At 71.0% G+C, this 14,801-nt stretch carries 10 protein-coding genes; 3 read left to right on the top strand and 7 right to left on the bottom strand.

Annotated features, from left to right (window positions below; translation table 11 throughout):
• Positions 1-15: 15 nt before the first annotated feature.
• Positions 16-1,059, bottom strand: a complete 1,044-nt coding sequence (locus tag RM812_RS09150) for a zinc-binding dehydrogenase (RefSeq protein ID WP_311571912.1) — start codon at positions 1,057-1,059, stop codon at positions 16-18.
• Positions 1,060-2,199: 1,140 nt separating this feature from the next.
• Between RM812_RS09150 and RM812_RS09145 the strand changes: the two genes are divergently transcribed.
• The 3 genes from RM812_RS09145 to RM812_RS09135 are packed head-to-tail and all read left to right on the top strand — an operon-like array spanning position 2,200 to position 5,269.
• Positions 2,200-3,516, top strand: a complete 1,317-nt coding sequence (locus tag RM812_RS09145; protein WP_311571911.1) for an enolase C-terminal domain-like protein — start codon at positions 2,200-2,202, stop codon at positions 3,514-3,516.
• Positions 3,513-4,274, top strand: coding sequence for an SDR family NAD(P)-dependent oxidoreductase (locus tag RM812_RS09140; protein WP_311571910.1), 762 nt, complete (start codon positions 3,513-3,515; stop codon positions 4,272-4,274). The genes RM812_RS09145 and RM812_RS09140 overlap by 4 nt, the downstream gene beginning before the upstream one ends.
• A gap of 5 nt (positions 4,275-4,279) precedes the next feature.
• A complete protein-coding gene (locus tag RM812_RS09135) occupies positions 4,280-5,269 on the top strand; it encodes an aldo/keto reductase (protein WP_311571909.1) in 990 nt (329 codons plus the stop codon).
• A gap of 25 nt (positions 5,270-5,294) precedes the next feature.
• Here the strand turns inward: RM812_RS09135 and RM812_RS09130 are convergent, their stop codons facing one another.
• The 6 genes from RM812_RS09130 to RM812_RS09105 are packed head-to-tail and all read right to left on the bottom strand — an operon-like array spanning position 5,295 to position 14,715.
• Entirely contained in the window at positions 5,295-6,533 is a 1,239-nt protein-coding gene (locus tag RM812_RS09130; protein WP_311571908.1) for an alginate lyase family protein, read from the bottom strand.
• 28 nt (positions 6,534-6,561) lie between these two features.
• Positions 6,562-9,897 (bottom strand): alginate lyase family protein, encoded by a 3,336-nt coding sequence (locus RM812_RS09125; RefSeq protein WP_311571907.1) that lies wholly within the window; start codon positions 9,895-9,897, stop codon positions 6,562-6,564.
• Positions 9,894-11,423, bottom strand: coding sequence for a glycosyl hydrolase family 28 protein (locus RM812_RS09120; RefSeq protein ID WP_311571906.1), 1,530 nt, complete (start codon positions 11,421-11,423; stop codon positions 9,894-9,896). Before RM812_RS09120 ends, RM812_RS09125 begins: the two co-directional genes overlap by 4 nt.
• 51 nt (positions 11,424-11,474) lie before the next feature.
• Positions 11,475-12,341, bottom strand: a complete 867-nt coding sequence (locus tag RM812_RS09115; protein ID WP_394816436.1) for a carbohydrate ABC transporter permease — start codon at positions 12,339-12,341, stop codon at positions 11,475-11,477.
• 29 nt (positions 12,342-12,370) lie between these two features.
• On the bottom strand, positions 12,371-13,372 hold the full coding sequence (locus tag RM812_RS09110) for a carbohydrate ABC transporter permease (RefSeq protein WP_311571904.1): 1,002 nt from the start codon (positions 13,370-13,372) through the stop codon (positions 12,371-12,373).
• On the bottom strand, positions 13,369-14,715 hold the full coding sequence (locus RM812_RS09105; RefSeq protein ID WP_311571903.1) for an extracellular solute-binding protein: 1,347 nt from the start codon (positions 14,713-14,715) through the stop codon (positions 13,369-13,371). The genes RM812_RS09110 and RM812_RS09105 overlap by 4 nt, the downstream gene beginning before the upstream one ends.
• Positions 14,716-14,801: the final 86 nt, after the last annotated feature.

Raw genomic sequence — 14,801 nt, 5'->3', positions numbered from 1 at the left:
TCCAGGGGTGTCTGGTCAGGGCTTGACGAGGACCTTGAGGCTCTTGCGGTCGGCCATGTCCTGGTAGCCGGCCGGGACCCCGTCGAGGCCGGTGGTGGCGTCGAACACCCTGCCCGGATCGATGGAGCCGTCGAGGATGGCGGGCATCAGCTCCTCGATGTAGGCGCGCGTCGGGGCGGGCCCGCCGGCCAGGCGGATGTTGTGGCGGAAGAGGCTGCCGAAACCGATCGGCGCCTCCTCGTACTGCGGGACGCCGACCCGGCTGATCACGCCACCGGGGCGGACGATGCCGAGGGCCTGCTCGTAGGCGGGCATGGCGCCGACGCACTCGAGGACCACGTGCGTGCCGTGGCCGCCGGTGAGGTCGCGGACGGTCTCGATGCCTTCCTCGCCGCGGGCGGAGACGACGTCGGTGGCGCCGAAGTCACGGCCGAGGTCGGTGCGCGCCTGGTGGCGGCCCATGAGGATGATCTGTTCCGCGCCCAGGAGCCTGGCCGACAGCACCGCCAGCAGACCGACGGCGCCGTCCCCGATGACGGTGACGCGGGTGTGTTCACCGACGCCGCCGGCCACGGCGGCGTGGTGGCCGGTGCCGAAGACGTCCGAGAGGGTGAGCAGGGACGGGACGAGAGCCGAGTCCGCGGCGACGGGGAGCTTGACGAGGGTGCCGTCGGCGAGTGGGACGCGGACGGCTTCGGCCTGACCGCCCTCTTCCGGTATGCCGTCCCAGAAGCCGCCCTGGGCGTTCTCGCAGGAGGTGTGCAGGTCCTCGCGGCAGAACGCGCACGTGTTGTCGGAGATGGCGAACGGCGCGACGACCAGGTCGCCCCTCTTGACGGTGGTCACCGCCGAGCCGGTCTCCTCGACGATGCCGATGAACTCGTGCCCCATCCGGACCGGACCGTCCGCCGAGGGCATCGAAGCGTAGGGCCACAGGTCGCTGCCGCAGATACAGGACGCGGTGATACGGACCAGGGCGTCGGTGGGCTCCTTGACGACCGAGTCGGGGACGTCCTCCACCCGGACGTCACCGGCCTCGTACATGAGGGTTGCGCGCATGGAACGTTCCTCCTGTCGGGTGGTACGTACGGACCGGGTACCGCGGGCAGCTCTCCCGTACCGGGCGCAGGCGGCGCTCACCGCGACGGGCCCCGGCATCGGCAGCGCGGGCACGAGCGGCATCCGCGGCGCTGCAGACGGTGACCGGCCTGCGGCTGCGGCGGTGGAGGGACGCGAGGGCGATCGTGGGGATCAGCGTCAGCGCGGCCGCCACCGTGCCGACCGTGGCAGTCGCCGCCGACGGCACCTGCCGCACAACGGGCGACGATCTGATCGTCTCCGGAGGCATCGACGTCCCCACCCGTCCCATGTGGGTGAGAGCGGCGGCCGCAAGTCGATCAGTGCCCTCACGGCCTTCTGAGGCTCCGCCGGGTCTTCAGACCGAGCCCGCGGCCCCGCCCCGAGGTGTCCCGTTCAGCTCGTTCCGGGGGTGTCGTGCGGTACCACGCTCTGCCGCAGTGGGAGCCGGCCCATGCCGATGTCGTACATCGGTGAGGTCTCGTCGCCGATGCCGCACGTACGGGGCGCCCCACGTCGCCGATGCCGAAGAGGAGCTTGAGCTCCTCGGGAACCCGGGGCATCCCGCAGGCCGTACTCGGCATGTACGCCGACACGGTCCGCCAGTCCCTGGGAGTCCAGGTTCTCGCGGACAACTTCCCTCCTGCCCCCCCTGGTCCGAGCGCGCTGTGCCCCGGGCGCCGTAGACGAGGGCGCCGTGCTGACGCGACCGCTCGCGGTGGGTGCCGTCGCCGTCCGCCTGTGCGGGGGAGTGTGCCGTCGGCAGCGAGGTGGAGATCACGGCGGCGGCGCCGGCGACGCGCCGGAAGGTGCGACGGGACGACATGACGGGAGGTGGCCGAATTCCCCGCACATCACGTGCCTGTTCGCCCGGGCCGGACACCGTCGTGCCGGTCCCGGAGCAGCTCATCAGAGACGCAACGCACCCATGACATCCGATGTCTATGCCGACCAAGGGGGACTGCCGTAGAGGTCAGCCAGAGGTCAACCGCACGAACCCTTGAATACATCCCATCTTTATGAGTGGATGACTGCGGCCGTCCCGCAGTTCGACCCGAAACTGAGGAGAACCGACGATGACGCACGCCCAGTCCCGGACCACGATCGCCCACGGTGACCGCCATGCCTGAAGTGATCACCGCCGTCGAGGCCGCCGACATCCGGTTCCCCACCTCGCGCGAACTCGACGGCTCGGACGCCATGAACCCCGAACCGGACTACTCCGCCGCCTACGTCACCCTCCGCACCAGCGAAGGCGGCGAGGGCCACGGCCTGGCCTTCACCATCGGCCGGGGCAATGAAGTGGAGGTCGCCGCCATCGAGGCCCTTGCCTCCTTGGTGGTGGGCCTGGACGTCGAAGAGCTCCTGAGCGATCTCGGTGCCTTCTCCCGCCGCCTGACCGGCGACAGCCAACTGCGCTGGCTCGGCCCGGCCAAGGGCGCCATCCACATGGCCGCGGCCGCGATCGTCAACGCCGCGTGGGACCTGTACGGCCGCCGCGAGGAAAAGCCCGTATGGCGACTGCTGTCGGAGATGACCCCCGAACAGCTCGTCGCGCTGGTCGACTTCCGATATCTGCGCGACGCCCTCACCCCTGCCGAGGCCCTGGAGATCCTGCGCGCGGCCGAACCCGGCCGCGCCGAGCGCACCCGGCTCCTGCTGGAGCGCGGCTATCCCGCCTACACCACCACCCCCGGCTGGCTCGGATACACCGATGACAAACTGGTGCGCCTGTCCAAGGAAGCGGTCGCCGAAGGCTTCACCCAGATCAAGCTCAAGGTCGGCGCCGACCCGGCCGCGGACGAGCGCCGTCTGCGCCTGGCCCGTGAAGCCGTGGGACCGGGCACCCGGATCGCGGTCGACGCCAACCAGGCGTGGGGCGTGCAGGAGGCCGTCGAGCGGATGGCCGCCCTGGCCGCCCACGATCCGTACTGGATAGAAGAGCCCACCTCACCCGACGACATCCTGGGGCATGCGGCCATCCGCCGGGGCATCGCACCGGTCAAGGTCGCCACCGGCGAGCACTGCCACAACCAGGTCATGTTCAAGCAGCTCCTCCAGGCCGGTGCCATCGACATCCTGCAACTGGACGCCAGCCGCGTCGCGGGCGTCACCGAGAACGTCGCCATCCTGCTGCTGGCCGCCAAGTTCGGTGTCCCCGTCTGCCCCCACGCCGGCGGGGTCGGCCTGTGCGAGATGGTCCAGCACCTGTCGATGTTCGACTACGTAGCCGTCTCCGCGACCACCGAGAACCGGGTGATCGAGTACGTCGACCACCTGCACGAGCACTTCACCGACCCCGTGCGCCTCCGTGACGGCCGCTACCTCGCCCCCACCGCCCCCGGAATCGGCGCCCGGCTCCACGCCCGCTCGGCCGCCGACCACACCTACCCCGACGGCCCCGTCTGGGCCACCGAACTCCAGGAGAGCGCGCAGTGAGCACACCGGAACTCCAGGGGCTCAGGGCCCTCGTCACCGGCGGGGCCTCCGGCATCGGAGCGGCGACCGCCCGTCTCCTCGCCGCGCGCGGCGCCCAGGTCGCCGTCCTGGACCTGGACACCACGAGCCTGCCGGCCCCCCTCCGCGGCGTGAACGCGGACCTCACCGACGACGCCTCGGTGCGGGACGCCGTCGCCGACACCGCGCAACAGCTCGGCGGACTGGACATCCTGGTCAACAACGCGGGCATCGGGGCCCAGGGGACCGTCGAGGACAACGACGACGCCGAGTGGCACCGGGTCTTCGACGTCAACGTGCTCGGCCTCGTCCGTGCCTCCCGGGCCGCCCTCCCGCACCTACGGCGATCCGCCCACGCCGCCATCGTCAACACCTGTTCCATCGCCGCGACGGCCGGGCTGCCCCAGCGCGCCCTGTACTCGGCGAGCAAGGGCGCCGTACTCTCCCTGACGCTCGCCATGGCAGCCGACCACCTGCGCGAGGGCATCCGGGTCAACTGCGTCAATCCCGGCACCGCGGACACCCCCTGGATCGACCGCCTCCTGAACGCCGCGGAGGACCCGGCCGCCGAACGCGCCGCCCTCGAGGCACGGCAGCCGACCGGGCGTCTGGTCCGTGCCGACGAAGTCGCCGCGGCCATCGCGTACCTGGCCAGTCCGGCAGCCGCCTCCGTGACCGGCGCCTCACTCGCCGTCGACGGCGGCATGCAAGGACTGCGTCCGCGCCCCGAGCAGGGGTGAGGGACGTGCCCGTACAGCCTGCACGCACCCTCGGGCGCAGCACCGTCCCCGTCACCCCCCTCACCCTCGGCGCGGCGGCCCTCGGCAACCTGTTCACGGCCGTCGCCGACGACCAGGCCGAAGCGACCGTGGAGGCCGCCTGGGCGGCGGGAATCCGCAGCTTCGACACCGCACCCCACTACGGCCTGGGCCTGTCCGAGCGCCGCCTCGGCCGCGCCCTGGCCGGCCGGCCGCGCACCGACTACACCGTCTCCAGCAAGGTCGGCCGCATCCTGGTGCCCTGCGACCGGCCGGGTGAGAACGACCTGGCCCACGGCTTCGCCGTCCCCGCCGACCACGCCCGGGTCTGGGACTTCACCGCCGACGGCGTCAGACGTTCCATCGAGCACAGCCTCACCCGGCTCGGCCTGGACCGGCTCGACGTCGCTCTCCTCCACGACCCCGACGACCACGCCGAGGCAGCCTTCCACGAGGCCTACCCCGCGCTGGAGCGGCTCCGCTCGGAGGGCGTCGTCGGCGCGATCGGGGCCGGCATGAACCAGACGGGCATGCTCACCCGCTTCGTCACCGACACCGACGTCGACGTCGTACTGCTGGCCGGACGGCACACCCTGCTCGACCACAGCGGCCTGAGCGACCTCCTCCCCGCCGCCCAGGAGCGCGGCGTCTCGGTCCTGGCCGGCGGTGTCTTCAACTCCGGCCTGCTCGCCGACCCCCGGCCGGGCGCGCGCTACGACTACGCGCCGGCTCCCGGGCATCTCCTGTCCCGGGCCCTGAGGTTGCGGACCGTCGTGGAGCGGCACGGCGTTTCGCTGCGGGCGGCCGCACTGCACTATCCACTCGCCCACCCGGCCGTGGTCGGCGTACTGATCGGTGCCCGCAGCCCGGAAGAGGTCGGGGACGCCGCCGCCCTCATGCGCCGCCCCGTGCCCTCGGCCGTCTGGGACGAACTGAAGAGCGAGGGGCTGCTCCCCGCCCAGGCTCCGACGCCGTAGGAGGGGCCCGAGTGCTTCAGGGCGGCTACTTGGCGTACATCAGTGTGCCGAAGCCGAGCTGGTCGTAGCCGCCGCTGGCGGAGCCGTAGTCACCTCCTCCGCCCTCCGGGGCGACCGAGAAGCACATCTGGGAGATGTACTTGTCGTCGAGGTACCTACGCCGGTTGTAGTGGTAGTGGAGCATCGCCCACACGGGGCGTGCCTGGCCGCGGCTCGCCGACGAGACGACGGTGTGGGACCGCTGGGCGCAGTTCTGTCCCGTGCCCCACGTGTACGTGGTGAAGGGCACTTCCTGGCCCAGGTTGTACTTGGCGACGTACTGGGCGGCCTTCATGAACCGGTTGCCGTCGTAGCCGTACAGGTCGTCGCCCTGGTTCCAGGCCATCTCGCAGAAGGCGCCCATCTGACCCATGCCCATCACGGTGTGGCCCTGGTCGCGGCCGGACTCCTGCCACTGCCCCAGGGCGTAGCCGTCGGAGTCGGTGTGCAGGTACGGGACGGCGTGTGCGAGGGAGCCGTTGCCGGCACCGGACCTGAAGTACGCGACGGCCTGGTCGTACTTGGCGCGGTCCTCGTTGAGGATGCCGATGGCCAGGACCGAGGCCATGTTGCACAGGTCCCAGTTGGCCCAGTAGTTGGTGATGCAGGCGTCGTTGTGCTGGGTGAGGAACTGGTTGTTGAGCGGGTAGAAGACGTTGGCCATCATCTCCTGGAAGGCCGCGAGGTCGAACGCCGGGTGGTCCCGCACGAGTTCGGCCGCGTTGGCGAGTTGCCAGCCGTAGAGGCCTGCGGCGAGGAACCGGTCCGCGTTGCCGGTGACGGTCGTGAGGGTCGACGACCAGGCGTTGAGGATTCCGGCGGCGCACCGGGCGTTCGCCTCGGTGGCCCCGACTCGCCAGCGAAGCGCGTTCTGGTAGGCGGCGGCGATGTCGTTGTAGAGAAGGGCGTAGTTCTGTCCGGTTCCCCCGCGGATGATCGTCGCTGTCGCCCGGGGCGTCCAGGTGGACTGTGCGTGGGAGTTGGCGGTCAGTCTGTTCCAGCCGGACAGCCAGGGGTCCGCTCCGGCGGCGACGCGGAGCCTGGCGCGGTTGATGTCGCCGGCGTTGTGCAGCATGCCCGGGTGGGCGAAGGCCGTGGGAGCTGCGCCCGCGGTGTCGGTGAAGGCGGCGCCCGCGCCGGCGGCGGCGAGGGCGCCGGCGGCCGCCAGCAGGCCTCGGCGGCTCAGCGCGCGACTGTGGTTGCTGTGGGGGGAAGTGCGGCTCATCGCTGTGCGTCTCCCATCCTGTGAACTGTCAGTTCCGGGTGATGCTCACCCTTTCGAACGTGGTGGTGCTGTGGGCCAGGGGACTGCGGGAGCAGACCACGAGGCCCACGTGGTGGGGGGCGTCACCGAACCCGGGGATCTCGCCGGAGGCCAGCGCGGTCCAGGTGGCACCGTCATCGGTGGAGGTGTGGGCGGCGAAGGCGTTCCCGGTGCGCCTGAGCCGCAGCAGACAGGGGGTGGTGACCGCGACGTCGCCGGTGAAGGCCGACTTCCCGGCCACCGTCGGGCGCAGCATCAGCTGGGCGGTGGTGCCGCCGGTGACGATGGCCCCGGCCGCCTGGTCGAACGGGTTGAGGGACTTGGTCATCAGCAGACCGACCCGGTCGCCGGTCGCACCGGTCCGGGAGAGCAGCCGGGCGGTGATCTCGCAGTCGCCGGTGACCGGGCGCCGTACGAATTGGGCCGTCATGCCCTGGTTGTTGACGCCGAGGTCGGTCCCCGCGCCCCGCACCACGAACGTCCCCTCCTCGTACGCCGTACTGCCGGGCGTGCGGACGGCGACCACGCCCAGGGTGGCGAACGCGCGGTCGTCCAGGACGACGTCGCCCAGGTCGCCGTACGTCCAGGGGGCGGGCGGAGCTGTGCCGACCGTGAGGACGAGGGTGCCGGCGCTGGTGCCGGCCGTGTTCCCCACCGACGTCCTGACCGTGAACTCGCCGGTACGCGTGGGGGTGCCGGAGATCAGGCCGGTGCGTTTGTCGAGGTGCAGGCCGTCGGGCAAGCCGTGGGCGGTGAACCGTACGGGCTCGTGCGTGGCGCGCAGGAGGTGGCGGAAGGCGACGCCCTTGTTCGCGAACGCCGTCGCGGCGGAGTCGAGCGCGGGGACGGCAGGGTGGGGCATGCGGGCGGACACGGACGGGGAGCGGGGGCCGAGACCGGAGCGGTTCGTCTTCGCGACGGCGTAGTGGTACGTCGTCCCGGGGCTGCCGGTCGCGTCGGCGTACCGCACCCGGGTGCCGAAGCCGACGGGGCCGACGTCGGTCGCGAGCGTGCGGAAGGGCCCGTCGGCGGCCGTGGCGCGCAGCACCGTGAACCGGGCGGAGAGGTCCGGGTCGGTCCAGGCCAGCTCGACGGCGTCGGCGCCGCTGATGGCGTGCGGGCCGCTCGGGGTGTGGGCGGGGCGGCGCACCGACCAGACCTCGCCGGTCGCGGACTCCACGGTGACGTTGTCGAAGGCCCCGGTGCCGGTCTCGGCGTACTCCTCGTCGACGCCGAGGCAGGAGCTGAGGGTGAGCCCCGCGTACACGGTGCGACCGAGATCGACCTCGGTGGTGCCGACCTCGGTCCAGCGGATGCCGTCCGGGGAGATGGCCCCGGTGCAGCGCCGGCCCCTGCGGGTCACCCGGACCCAGTACGGCGCCCGCAGCCGGTAGCCGTCGCCCGCGCCCTCGACGTACGGGGCCTCGATGGGGGTCGCGGAGTCGGGCAGGGCGCCCAGGTCGGAGATCGGGAAGGACGCGTCCGCCGTGATCGCCCGCCGCTGGGACGGCGGCACGGGTGTGCTGCCGGTCGCGGAGACGGCCGCACCGGCTCTCGGGCGTACGGTCCACACGCCGCTCCAGGTGTGCAGCGGCAGCCCCTGGATCAGCATCGAGGCGTGCGCGGCGTCCGGGGCGAGCGAGCCGCGGAGGGTGACGCCGGTCTTGGCGTACTGGGAGCTGAGCGGGAAGACGATCCGCGCGGTGACGGTGCCGTCGCCGCGCAGCGGCAGGTACGCCAGGTGGTGGCCGTCGGCCGTGCCGCTCGCCTCCAGCACGAAGCGCTCGCCGTCGAAGGCGGCGGAGCCCGGGATCCGCACCTCGCCGAGGTCGCGGCCGGCCCAGGGGCCGGGGAGGCCCGCGGTCGCGGCGACCGGACTCGAACCGGGCCCCTTCCCAAGGGAATGGGCGGCGATCACCGTGTAGTAGTAGGTCCGGCCGGGACGCAGTGCGCGGGTGTCCGTGTACGCCGGCCCGTCCAGCCCCGAGGCGATCTCCACGTAGGGCCCTCGGGGACGGTCGGCCCGGTGGACGGTGTACGTCGTCGCCCACGCGGACGGCAGCCAGGCCACCGTGACCGCGCGGTCGCCGCCCACCGCCGTGACCCCGGCGGGAGCCGTGGGCACCGTCGGTGTCGGGGCCTTGGTTCCGGCGTGGGTGAGGGTGCCGAAACCGGGGAGGTCGTCGCTGCCCGCCTCGACGACACGGGCGCCGTCGGTACCGCGGAAGACGGCGGCCCGGGTGTGCGGGGTGTCGAGGCCGCGGACACCGGCGTAGTGGGCGTAGTACATCTCGTGGACCGGGGGCAGGGTGCCGCGGCCCTTCTCCGACACGGCCGTCTTGATGTACTTGCCGGTGCGGTCGAGGTCGGGACCGAAGGGGACGTCGCCGCCGAGGTTGTAGCGGGCGGCGTACTCGGCGCCCGCGAGGATGCGGTTGCCGTCGAAGCCCCACAGGTCGACGCCCTGGTTCCAGGCGACCTGGGCGGCGTCGCCCATCAGGCCGACGGCCAGCTGCTCGTGCCCCTGGTCGCGGCCGGACTCCTGGCCCTGGCCGGCGGCGGTGACGACGCGGTGGCGGACGCTGCCGTTGCCCGCACCGGCGGCGGCGAAGCGCAGGGCGTCCTCGAAGAGGGCGCGCTCCTCGCAGAAGACACCGATGGCCAGGATCGTCTGGATCGCGGTGAGGTCCCAGTTGCCGTTGGCGTAGAGCATGTAGCCCGACACCGCCGGATACCAGACGTCCAGGAAGGACCGCTCGCATCGGGCGATGTCCGCCGCCGTCCAGCCGTCGTAGCCGCTGTGGCGCAGCAGTTCTGCCGCGTTGACGAACTTGAAGGCCTGGAGTCCGGCGCCGAGCGGTCCGTCGGCGCCGGTGATCGTGGTCAGGGACGCGGACCAGGCGTCGAGGATGTCGCGGGCCTTGTCGGCGTGCGCCCGCTGTCCGGTGACGCACCACATGAGGGCGTTCTGGTAGGCGGCGGCCGAGTCGCTGACGGCCTCGTTCATGTGGTCGCCGGGACCACGCCCCCAGGAGGTGACCTGTCCGGTGTTGCGGACGGTGTACGTCGCCTTCGAGCGGCCGTCGGCCGCGAGGGCCAGGTAGCCGTCGTGGACGGGTGACTCCTCGGCGGCGACCGCCGCCTTCATACGGGCGAGGTCGGCGGCGTTGTGCAGCAGGCCGGGGTGGGTGAAGGAACGGGAGCGGGCTGCGTCGCCGGTGGCCCGGGCCGGGCCGGGCACGAGCAGTCCGCTCGCGCCCGACGCCAGCAGCAGGGCGGCGGTGCCGCCGAGGAAGCCGCGGCGGGTGGTCGCGGGGACGTTCATGACGCGGCGGCCGCCTCGGCCTCGGCGGTGGTGACGAACCTCAGGTTCGTCACGTGTTCGTTGACGTGCATCGGGACGAAGTCGGTGGTCAGGTACCAGGTCGGCTTCTGCATCGAGTCCGCGACGACCGTGCCGTTGACGACGAGGTTCTCGAAGGTGACGTCCTTGACCGGGTGGTCGGCGTCGTAGCCGAGCAGCATGCAGGACGCGAGGGGCTTGCCGGTGTAGGAGAGGTCCTTGACGTGGACGTTCTCGATGCCGCGGCCGACCGAGGTGTTGTACTTCGTGTTGAACATGACCCGCATGTGGATGAGCTGCCCCCAGCGGAAGTCCTCCACGCGGACCCCGTCGACCCGCACGTTCCTGATCAGGTTGCTGTCGCCGGCGTTGAGGGCGATGCACCCCTGGTAGCCCGTCTGGGGTTCGCGGTGGTCGCAGATGTCGAGGTTCTGGAAGACGAGGTTCTCCAGGACCTCGGGGGCGGCCGTGTTGCCGTGCGTGCCCACGTTGATCGGGTGGGCGACGTCCGCCCAGAGGGTGGAGTCGCGGACGGTGACGTTGCGGGTGTCGCCGTAGTACTCCCAGCGGTGGGTGTAGATCGCGATGCAGTCGTCGGAGTTGCGCATGAAGACGCCGTCGATCACGACGTCGGTGCTGGAGAAGACGTCGATGCCGTCGCCCCAGCCCTTGGAGCTGAAGGCCGCCATGTCCTTGAGGGTGACATCGCTGGACTGGCCGACCTGGACCGCGTAGCCGTTCGGGTTGAGCATGGTGAGGCCGCCGACGGAGATGTCCGTCGAGCCCTCGACGAGCACGCCGCCCGCCGCGGTGCCGGCGAGCACGCCGCGGCCGGCGAGCCTGGCGTTCCGTACGTCCTTGAAGCGGACCGTCGCCTTGAGGACGGCGCCGCCGTGGACGTACACGGTCTTGCCGGAGGGCACGTCGAGGTATCCGTCGGGGGTGGTGTGGACGCCGGGGCCGTAGTAGAGGACGTCGGGGTCGTTCTCCCTCGGCCGCCGCGGCTCGACCGCACGGGCGAACAGGTGGAGGCAGTCGAAGAGGTCGTCGTTGATCTGCACGACGACCTTCCGCGGCCGGTCCAGCCTGAACCGCAACGTGTCGGCGCGCACCTCCGGTGTGATGCCGTACGAGTCCGGCCGCACCCGCACCTTCTGCACGCCGCCCTTGATGTACGTCACCTCGACCTCCACCTCGCCGGAGAAGTCGAAGTAGGCGAGGGAGGAGTCGAACTGCTTCTTTCTGCCCGTGGCCGGGTCGATCTCGGCGAGGGTGGGCCGGTACACGCCGAGAGTCTGCCAACGGCCGCCAGGGGTACGGGCCTTGACGATGAAGCTGTCGGTCTTGACCGGGGCACCGGCCGGCACCGGATACGTCACCAGCCGGGGCCGGCCGCCCGATGACTCCTGCGCGCCGGCCGCCGTGGCCGTGACGTGGGTGAAACCGGCGGCGAGCACGGTGACGCCGGCCGTCTGAAGGGCCGTACGACGGGACAGGGGCGTGTTCATGCGAAACTCCGATCCAGCGAAGGGGCGGTGGGTGTCGGGTGAGAGGCGGCGCTACTTGAGGCCCGTGGTCGACATGCCGGCGACGAACCCGCGCTGGGCGACCAGGAAGATCAGCAGGATGGGCACGACGTACATCACCGAGGCGGCGGCCTGGAGGTTGGTGACCGGGGTGCCGGCCGAGGTGACGTAGCTGCTCATGACGGCCACGGCGAGTGTGGAGCGGTCGGACGACAGCAGCAGCTGCGGGGCGAGGTAGTCACCCCAGCTCCAGGTGAAGGCGATGATGAAGCTCGCGGAGAGAACCGGCCAGGACTGCGGCAGGAAGATCCGCCAGAAGATCGCGGCGTAGCCGCAGCCGTCGACGATCGCCGCCTCCTCCAGTTCGCGGGGGAGCCCGGCGAAGAACTGCCGGAAGAGGAAGACCAGATAGGGAGCCGCGGACAGGCCCCACAGCACCCACGGCCAGTAGGTGTCGACCATGCCGAGCCGGGCGAAGATCAGATAGGTCGGCAGCAGGGTGATCATCTGGGGCAGCATCATCGAACCGATGAGAATGCCGAACAGCACCTTCTTGCCGGGTGCGTTCAGCCGGGCGAAGCCGTAGCCGACCCAGGCCGAGCTGAGGGTGATGAGCGTGGCGTAGATCGTGGCGATGACCAGGGAGTTGCGCGCGTAGCCGAGGAAGTCGATCAGGTGGTAGGCGTCGGCGAAGTTGTCCCACCGGAAGACGGCGGGCAGCCAGTGCACGGGAGAGGCCGCCAGCTCGGCCGGGGTCTTCAGACCGGAGACGATCAGCCATCCGAAGGGGCCGAGGAAGAGTCCCGTGACCGTGACGAGGACCGTGTAGAGGACCAGGCGGTTCACCCGCACCCGGACCCGGGCCGTCGACGTGGGGGAGTCCGGAGCGTCCCGGGGCACCCGGGAACGGGCGGTCGGGCTGGTGGCGGTCACTTCTTCGCCTCCGGGTCGACGTTGTAGAACACCACGCCGGACGTGAACCTGAAGACGAGTCCGGTGGCGATGAGGATCAGGACGAAGAGCACCCACAGCAGCGCGGAGGCGTAGCCGTAGCGGCCGAAGGCGAAGTACTCCGCGAACACCTGCATCATGTACAGGTAGTTGGACTGCGGGATCGCGGTCACGGCGGCCGTGGTGCCGCCCGGTGCCAGCAGCAGCGGCATGATGGTCTGCACCGAGGCGATCACGCCCGTCACGGTCTGGAAGAGCAGGACGGGGGAGAGCAGCGGCACGGTGATGCTGCGGAAGGTCCGCCAGGCGCCGGCGCCGTCGATGCGGGCCGCCTCGTGCAGTTCGCGGGGCACGTCCTGGAGCCCGGCCAGCGAGATGATCATTATGTTGCCGGCGCCCCACAGCACGGTCATCAGCAGGACGTAGCGCGCGTGGGGGTCGGTGAGCCAGCCCAGCGCGTCGATGCCGAAGACGTTCAGGACGCCGTTCGCGGCACCGGAGTTCTGGTCGAAGACCTGCTTGAAGGCGATGCCCGCGCCCACGGGCGGTATCACGGCCGGCAGATAGAGCAGGGTGCGGAACACACCGCGTGCCTTGAGCGGCCGGTTGACCAGGACCGCGAGCCCCAGTCCGGCGGTGATCGACAACGGAACCGAGGTCACCGCGAACAGACCTGTGCGGCCCAGGGCACTCCAGGTCTGGGAATCGGAGAGCAACTCCCGGTAGTTGCCGAGACCGACGTAGCGCCAATGGGGCGAGATGCCGTCGAACGTGGTGAAGCTCAGCCACAGCGCATAGGCCATCGGGACGATCGTCAGCAGGGCGAACCCGATGATCCACGGAGAGACGAACATGTAGAACGCCCGGTGCCTGCGCGTGGTCGTCGAGGACCGGGTGGTGCGGTTCACGGACGGTGCCGGGCGACCGGTGGAGGCGGGGCCGGTCCGGTCGGGTGCGGGAGTGATGTTCCTGACCGTCATCCCACCTGCTCCTTACCACGCTCGAGCTGCTCGTTCATGGCCGAGTTCAGGTGCCGGGCGAGGGTGTCGACGGACATCTCGCCCCTCATGGCGGCCGGGGCGAACCGGTTGAAGACGGCGGAGAGCGAGTCCACCGTGGCGTAGGGAGTGAAGGCGATCACGGAGAAGTGCTTCAGCTCGGCCTCCTGCACCTTCAGTACGCGTTGGTGGTGGGCCTCCTGGGCAGGCATCAGCGGACGCAGGGACGTCAGCGTGGGGATGCCCCAGCCGCCGGTGGCGCGGGCCCTGGCCGGCGCCTCGCCGAAGAACCACTCGAAAACCCGCCATGCGGCGTCCTTGTTCCGGGCCTTGCGCGGCATCCACAAGCCGGTGCCCGCCTGACAGGGACTGACCCGCCGGCCGCCCTGGAAGACGGGAGCGGGAGCGAGGCGGGAGAGCGGCGCGAGCTTCGCGTCGGCGTTGATGACACCCCCCAGCCAGTAACCCGAGTTCGACATGGCCATCCGGTTCGCCTGGTAGGTGGGGCCGTCCCAGCCGTTGGGGTCGGGCTGGAGGACGCTGGGCCCGACCCCGGTCCTTCCGTACTCGACGTACCAGTTCAGCGCCTTGCGGGCGGCCGGCGCGGTGAAGTCGACGCGGGCGAAGTCCTCGCTGAAGATGCTCCCTCCGGCGGCCACGGCCAGACTCGCCAGCAGAGTGGGGGCGCTCACGCCGTTGTAGCTGCCGCCGAAGACGGTGGTCTGCCCGTTCTGGCGCCGGGTGAGCCGCTTGGCGTCCTCCAGCCACTCCTCGTAGGTGACCGGTTCCAGCTCCGCCGGGTGGGCGACCCCCGCCCTGTCGAAGAGCGCGGTGTTGTACCAGAACATGGAGTCCTGTGAGAAGTCCTTCGCCATGCCGTAGCGGGGGCCCTTGCCCTGGGTCCGTCCGTCATAGCGCCACAGATCGTTCACCGGGTCCAGATCGGTGACCTCGAGCACGCTGCTCCGGGCGAAGTACGGGTCCAGTTCCTCCATCACGTCGCGCGCCGCGAAGTAGGGCGCGTCCGTGGCACCGACACCGCGTACCAGGTCGGGCGGGTTGCCGTTGGTCATCATCGCGATCAGCTTGGTGATGTCGTACGAGACCGTGGCGATCTTGACGCCGATGTCCTTCTGGGCTTGTCGGAGCAGGTCAGAGGAGATGTCGTCGGGCTTGACCATCAGCGTGACGGTCTCCCCGGGCCCGCTGACACCGGTGGACACCCGCATCGCGCAACCGCTCGCCGCCGCCGCCCCGACGGCACCGCCGGCCGCCAGGGCGAAGAACCTGCGACGGCTGGGAGGGACACCGGCGTGGGCACGCATGTATGTCTCACCTTCGTTCGGGGAGCGGCTCGTGGCGGGACGTGCTCGGCCACCCAGCTGTTTGGGTAGCAACCGATTTCTGTGAG

It is taken from the genome of Streptomyces lancefieldiae, from assembly GCF_031845825.1.
Taxonomy (GTDB): Bacteria; Actinomycetota; Actinomycetes; order Streptomycetales; family Streptomycetaceae; genus Streptomyces; species Streptomyces lancefieldiae.
This window is presented reverse-complemented; position numbering and strand designations above follow the sequence as displayed.

Excerpts from the sequence above, each read along its gene's own strand:
- RM812_RS09150 (WP_311571912.1), bottom strand. The coding sequence starts at position 1,059 with ATGCGCGCAACCCTCATGTACGAGGCCGGTGACGTCCGGGTGGAGGAC.
- RM812_RS09145 (WP_311571911.1), top strand. The coding sequence starts at position 2,200 with ATGCCTGAAGTGATCACCGCCGTCGAGGCCGCCGACATCCGGTTCCCC.
- RM812_RS09130 (WP_311571908.1), bottom strand. The coding sequence starts at position 6,533 with ATGAGCCGCACTTCCCCCCACAGCAACCACAGTCGCGCGCTGAGCCGC.
- RM812_RS09125 (WP_311571907.1), bottom strand. The coding sequence starts at position 9,897 with ATGAACGTCCCCGCGACCACCCGCCGCGGCTTCCTCGGCGGCACCGCC.
- RM812_RS09120 (WP_311571906.1), bottom strand. The coding sequence starts at position 11,423 with ATGAACACGCCCCTGTCCCGTCGTACGGCCCTTCAGACGGCCGGCGTC.
- RM812_RS09110 (WP_311571904.1), bottom strand. The coding sequence starts at position 13,372 with ATGACGGTCAGGAACATCACTCCCGCACCCGACCGGACCGGCCCCGCC.
- RM812_RS09105 (WP_311571903.1), bottom strand. The coding sequence starts at position 14,715 with ATGCGTGCCCACGCCGGTGTCCCTCCCAGCCGTCGCAGGTTCTTCGCC.